Origin of the sequence: Microcystis aeruginosa LEGE 91341 (genome assembly GCF_015206885.1) — a bacterium.
Classification (GTDB): domain Bacteria; phylum Cyanobacteriota; class Cyanobacteriia; order Cyanobacteriales; family Microcystaceae; genus Microcystis; species Microcystis aeruginosa_H.
In genome coordinates, this window is sequence record NZ_JADEXY010000195.1 from 1 (window position 1) to 5,548 (window position 5,548).

The window sequence follows — 5,548 nt, forward strand, 5'->3', positions numbered from 1 at the left end:
GTGGGGAAGTGGGGAAGTGGGGAGAATAAATAAAAACAATCTCCTGTCTCCTGTCTCCTGTCTCCTGTCTCCTGACTCCTATCTCCTACTGTAATTTCGTTTATCTTCGTTAAGATGTATTATGGCTGGGGAGAACATCTCCTAGAATGAAAGCAACTTTCCCGACACAAATTAGGAGAAACCCACAGATATAATATAAAAGCATCCATACTCATTATTTTTCTACCATCATTCCCCCCTATCCTCTCTGGTATTATCCCCATGCTTGATGCCGTCATAATTTTACTATTCGTCTTCGCTATTGCCAGTATTGGTTATAGTGGTGTTGACTTGCTGCCGGTTGCTGTCCAGTCGCAAATCAGCAATATTGAAGCTTTACGCTGGTTATCGGCGGGTTTTGCCTCAATTATTGGTTTAGCTCTTGGTTTAGTTGCTCAAACTACCTATCGTCGTCTAGAAACCCAAGTACGACAAACTCCGATCGAAGTTATTTTAACCCGTTCGGTCGGTCTAGTTATTGGTTTGTTGATTGCTAATCTGATCCTAGCTCCGATTTTCTTCCTACCGATTCCCAGAGAATTCTCGTTTATCAAGCCGATAATCGCCATTTTAGGCAGTATTATGTTTTCCTATCTGGGGGTTAGTTTAGCTGATACCCACGGTCGGACTTTTCTGCGTCTGATTAACCCCAATAGTATGGAATCAATTTTAGTGGCAGAAGGAACCCTGCAAGCGGCCGCCACCAAAGTTGTTGACACCAGTTGTATTATCGATGGTCGTATCGAACAATTGTTAGACACGGGATTTATCGAGGGACAGATACTCATTCCCCAATTTATCCTTCAGGAATTGCAACAGTTAGCGGATGGCAGTAACGACCAAAAACGAGTTAGAGGAAGACGAGGATTAGATATATTAAACCGGATGCAGCAAGAATTCCCCGATCGCATTATCATTCATCCGGCCGATTATGAGGATATTAGCACCGTAGATGCTAAATTAGTCCATCTTGCCCAAGAAATTAACGCCACCTTGCTCACTAACGATTACAATCTCAGTAAAGTGGCCAATCTGCAAAAAGTCACCATCTTGAATGTCAACGATCTCGCCCAAGCAGTACGCCCGATCTACTTGCCTGGGGATACGTTGGATCTGAAAATTCTCAAGGCAGGAAAAGAACCCACCCAAGGCATCGGTTATCTAGAAGATGGCACGATGGTGGTGGTAGAAGAAGGAAAAGATTATCTAGGGGGAGAATTGCGGGTAGTGGTGACATCTGCACTGCAAACCTCGGCCGGAAGGATGATTTTTGCTAAACCCCAAAATTCCCTGATTGCTTGAAGGGAATGAAGTTAATTCTTAGCTAAAGTAGTAATGAGTAGCTGATTATAATCAAATTAAAAATGGATTTTAGGTTCGATCCCCCCTGCCCCCCTTGATAAGGGGGGTGCCGATCCCCCCTGCCCCCCTTGATAAGGGGGGTGTGTGATGATTTTTAACGCCTACCTACTTAGCTCAACAAATTAGGACGAGGCTTCAGGGTCTTAGGTATCCTGAAAAAATGCGCCCGCCCCAAGTATTCTTGGGCCGTCTCCCCTCATCGGAAAGGCTACCCAGAGCGATATCTGGTCGATCTACAAGCTATACAAAACTGTGGAGCGGGTCAACCGAGGGAATTTAACCTGCCTGAGCCATTGAATAATTTGTTAGAAAGGCTGCGGCTGAGGGGAAATCAATTCCCGATAGAGTTCCGGACGGCGATCTTTGAGATAGTCGCCTTCGGGATGGGTGGGGGAAAAATCACCAGGCACACAATCGCCAATTAGGAGAGTTTCTTCCGCTCTCGCCGCTAACAGCAATTTGCCATCGGGTCCGGCAATAACTGAATTGTGGCGGTAATTCCACTCGTGTCCGCCGCGTTTTTCCCCGCCACAGCGATTGGCATAGGCGATAAAGAGCTTATTTTCGTAGGCACGGACTGGAATTAGTGTTCGGGAAACGTCGGGGTAAGGGACTTGAGCTTGGCTGCCATCCGCTAAGGTGTAGTAGTAATCGGCAGCGGTGGGGATGACGATTAATTTAGCCCCCTTAACCGCAAGAATCCGCGATAATTCGGGGAATTCCGCCTCGTAACAGTTGAGAACGCCAACGGGGAATCCGGCGATTTCTGCCACGGCAAACGGCCCTGCGCCATCGGAAAAATTCTCCCTTTCCGTTTGCCCGAAGAGGTGAGTTTTGCGGTAATTTAAGAGCGTCTTGGCTTCCGAGTCGATGAGGGCAATGGAATCGTAAAAGCGCTCTCCTCCTTCGGCCTGCTCTCGTTCGGCGTAGGGACAGATAATAGCCATTCGGTTGGCTTGGGCAATTTGGGCAACTCTCGCCATTGAAGGGCCACCAACGGGTTCTGCCAACTCTTCCACTTGCTGCCGGTCGAGCGCATAGCCGCTCAGGTACAATTCGGGAAGGGCGAGTAACTGAACATCGAACCGACTGGCTTTGCGAGCCACCTCTTCTAGTTTTTCGAGATTGCTCTCGATCGCTTTGCGAGTTCCTAGGGGGCGTTCTCCTTGATAGAGTGCCAACCGAATCCCCTCTCCCCAAGCGGGAACCTGTTCTTTAATTCGGGTTAGGTAAATCATAATTCTTATTGCCCCTGCTCTTCAAGGTCTAGGCTGAATAATTTTAGCCGTTAGCGTCCCCACCCGACAATGCTCCCTCAGAACAACGATCACCTCCTCAAGGAGATTTTGTCTTGCGGGGGGAAGATGGCTATAAGGCCATAAAACCAAAAAAGCCTCAAATACAAGGCCAGAGGGGATTGTATTTGAGGAATTTGATGTTTTAAGGGAAGTTAAGTCACTAACCGAACCATCTAGCCAATTTATATCTAAATTAGGCCGGTTTATTGATTACAGCCATGGACTGACGAGCAAAACTAAAATAACCATCCCAGAATTGTTTCTGACTATCAAGGGCAACTTTGGTGGCGGTTTCTTGGGCTGTTAGGTAGGATTTCACCCATTCTTGTTGATATTCGAGGGATTTAACCAAAGTTTCTGGAAACTCAAACACTGGTGTAGTCGTGGGAACACCATTACCCCAAGCGGACAGAAGCATTTTCTGCCATTCGGCTAGGTATTTTTGGTATTCTTCAAGATAATTGGTGTTCATAGAAGTCAAACCGCTAACTAACCCATCTGGAAGGAGATGGTGAGAAAGTGGGGCGGTGTTGCCACCTTCTCGAAAGCAAAACTGGTGCCGAGATAAAATATAATATTCCATCCCTTCTTTAATTATAACCTGAGTTTGCGATCAGCCAAAATCTTCATGCGATCGCCATAGACCCAGCCTATTTTTTGGTAACTGGGAACTAACGCTAAAATAGTCCTACTCTAGCCATTTTCTCCCAACTATGATCGATCGCCCTATTCATGTAATTGGTGGAGGATTAGCGGGGACTGAGGCGGCGTGGCAGATAGCCCAAGCAGGTATTCCCGTGATCCTGCACGAAATGCGCCCAATTCGCTCTAGTCCTGCCCACCATAGCCAATTTTTAGCTGAATTAGTCTGTAGTAACTCCTTTGGTGCCATGGCGGTGGATCGCGCTACTGGGTTACTCCATGAAGAATTACGACGCTTAAATTCTCTAGTTATTGCCCAGGCCGATCAGCATAGTGTCCCCGCAGGAGGGGCTTTAGCGGTCGATCGAGGGGTCTTTAGTCGAAATTTGACGGAAATCTTGGCCAACCACCCTCTAGTCACCTTAAAACGTCAGGAGATCACGGAAATTCCCCGGGATGGTATCGTCGTTTTAACCACTGGACCGTTAACCAGTGCCGCTTTAGCCGCAGATCTGCAAAATTTCACCGGCCTGGACTATCTGAGTTTTTTTGATGCCGCTAGTCCGATTATTCTAGGGGAATCGATCAATCAATCGATCGCTTTTCTGGCCTCTCGTTACGATAAAGGTGAGGCCGCCTATCTCAATTGTCCCATGAATCGGGAACAATACCTGCACTTCTGGCAAGAGTTAAAACAGGCAGAACAGGCAGAATTAAAGGATTTTGAGCGAGAAAATGCCAAATTTTTCGAGGCTTGTCTGCCAATCGAAGAATTAGCCTGTCGGGGAGAGGATACCATGCGTTTTGGTCCCCTGAAACCGGTGGGATTAGCGGATCCCAGATATCCAGATCAACGTCCCTACGCAGTTATACAGTTGCGAATGGAAGATAAAGCGGGGCAATTGTGGAATATGGTGGGATTTCAAACTAATTTAAAATGGGGTGAACAAACACGGGTTTTCCGTCTGATTCCGGGGTTAGAAAAGGCCGAATTTGTCCGCATGGGGGTGATGCACAAAAACACCTTTATCAATTCTCCCCAGTTATTATCCTCCAGTCTCCAGTTTAAATCGCGACCGACGCTGTTAGCGGCAGGACAGTTAATCGGGACGGAAGGCTATACGGCTGCGGCTGCTGGGGGATGGTTAGCGGGAACTAATGCCGCTCGTTTAGCTTTAGGATTAGAAACGGTGACATTGCCAACCACAACGATGATGGGGTCATTATTTGAGTTTATCAGCAGTGCCGAACCGAAACATTTTCAACCGATGCCGCCAAATTTTGGCATTTTGCCGAATTTTACCAGAAAAATCCGCAATAAACGGGAACGTTACGGTCAATATGCCGATCGCTCTTTGCAGGATTTAGAAGCATGGATGAATCAGCTAAAAACTCCCTGTCTCGTCTAACTGTCAATCGCTAAATCGATCGCCCATAATAGAGAAGGAACCTATTCTTTCTCTATTGCTATGCCAAACTCTGATTTTTTCCCTCCCCAATCCTACAGTCAAGAGGATGTGCAGGAAATTCTCTATTTGGCTATCTCCCGTCAAGGGGATAAGGGAGAAATTACCCGTCAACAGTTGTTAGAAATTGCTGACGATTTAGCTATTGAAGTTAAAGACTTAGAAGCGGCGGAAAAGGACTGGCAAGAGTCAAAAATGGTCAGTTATAAGCGGCAAGAATTCGATCGCTTTCGTCGCGAGGAGCTAAAACATAAAACCGTTCGCTATCTGATTATTAATAGTTTTTTTCTGACGATTAATTTAATTAGTGCGGGAACAATTTCTTGGGCAATTTATATCTTTTTGCTGATGGGTTTACCTCTTTCTCTCTCGGCTTGGAAAACTTTCCAAAATCAAGGAATTGCCTACGAAGAAGCATTTAAACGCTGGAAAATTAAGGAGGAAATGAAAGAATCTTTTACCAATCTTTGGACACAAATCAAAAAGTTTTTACAGTTTTAATACTGTTGCCAAATTAAGCCTTTTTTGTTTTTGTGAACCACAGAGACACAAAGGACACAAAGTTGAGTTTTCCACGACTACTTAAGTAGCTGGTTATAATTAAATTAAAAATGAATTTTAGGTTCGATCCCCCCTGCCCCCCTTGATAAGGGGGGTGCCGATAGGCGGGGGGATCTACCCTTGATAAGGGGGGTGCCGATAGGCGGGGGGATCTACCCTTGATAAGGGGGGTGCCGATAG

At 46.2% G+C, this 5,548-nt stretch carries 5 protein-coding genes; 3 read left to right on the top strand and 2 right to left on the bottom strand.

Annotated elements, in window-relative coordinates:
• Window positions 1–261 precede the first annotated feature (261 nt).
• Window positions 262–1,341, top strand: coding sequence for a PIN/TRAM domain-containing protein (locus IQ234_RS19555; protein WP_045358336.1), 1,080 nt, complete (start codon window positions 262–264; stop codon window positions 1,339–1,341).
• Window positions 1,342–1,706: 365 nt separating this feature from the next.
• Here the strand turns inward: IQ234_RS19555 and IQ234_RS19560 are convergent, their stop codons facing one another.
• Together IQ234_RS19560 and IQ234_RS19565 are read right to left on the bottom strand one after the other, a co-directional pair.
• A complete protein-coding gene (locus tag IQ234_RS19560) occupies window positions 1,707–2,639 on the bottom strand; it encodes a carbon-nitrogen hydrolase family protein (protein WP_193958307.1) in 933 nt (310 codons plus the stop codon).
• A 253-nt stretch (window positions 2,640–2,892) separates the two neighbouring features.
• Window positions 2,893–3,171: a thylakoid-associated protein gene (locus tag IQ234_RS19565; RefSeq protein WP_185240752.1), complete on the bottom strand. Its 279-nt coding sequence runs from the start codon at window positions 3,169–3,171 to the stop codon at window positions 2,893–2,895.
• 241 nt (window positions 3,172–3,412) lie between these two features.
• Between IQ234_RS19565 and trmFO the strand changes: the two genes are divergently transcribed.
• Window positions 3,413–4,750 carry an FADH(2)-oxidizing methylenetetrahydrofolate--tRNA-(uracil(54)-C(5))-methyltransferase TrmFO gene (gene trmFO / locus IQ234_RS19570; protein ID WP_193958308.1) on the top strand — a complete coding sequence of 446 codons (1,338 nt, stop codon included), beginning with the start codon at window positions 3,413–3,415 and terminating at the stop codon, window positions 4,748–4,750.
• 60 nt (window positions 4,751–4,810) lie between these two features.
• Entirely contained in the window at window positions 4,811–5,308 is a 498-nt protein-coding gene (locus tag IQ234_RS19575; RefSeq protein ID WP_193958309.1) for a 2TM domain-containing protein, read from the top strand.
• Window positions 5,309–5,548 lie beyond the last annotated feature (240 nt).

Coding starts and splice junctions, on each gene's coding strand:
- IQ234_RS19560 (WP_193958307.1), bottom strand. CDS start 2,639: ATGATTTACCTAACCCGAATTAAAGAACAGGTTCCCGCTTGGGGAGAG.
- IQ234_RS19555 (WP_045358336.1), top strand. CDS start 262: ATGCTTGATGCCGTCATAATTTTACTATTCGTCTTCGCTATTGCCAGT.
- IQ234_RS19565 (WP_185240752.1), bottom strand. CDS start 3,171: ATGAACACCAATTATCTTGAAGAATACCAAAAATACCTAGCCGAATGG.
- IQ234_RS19575 (WP_193958309.1), top strand. CDS start 4,811: ATGCCAAACTCTGATTTTTTCCCTCCCCAATCCTACAGTCAAGAGGAT.
- trmFO (WP_193958308.1), top strand. CDS start 3,413: ATGATCGATCGCCCTATTCATGTAATTGGTGGAGGATTAGCGGGGACT.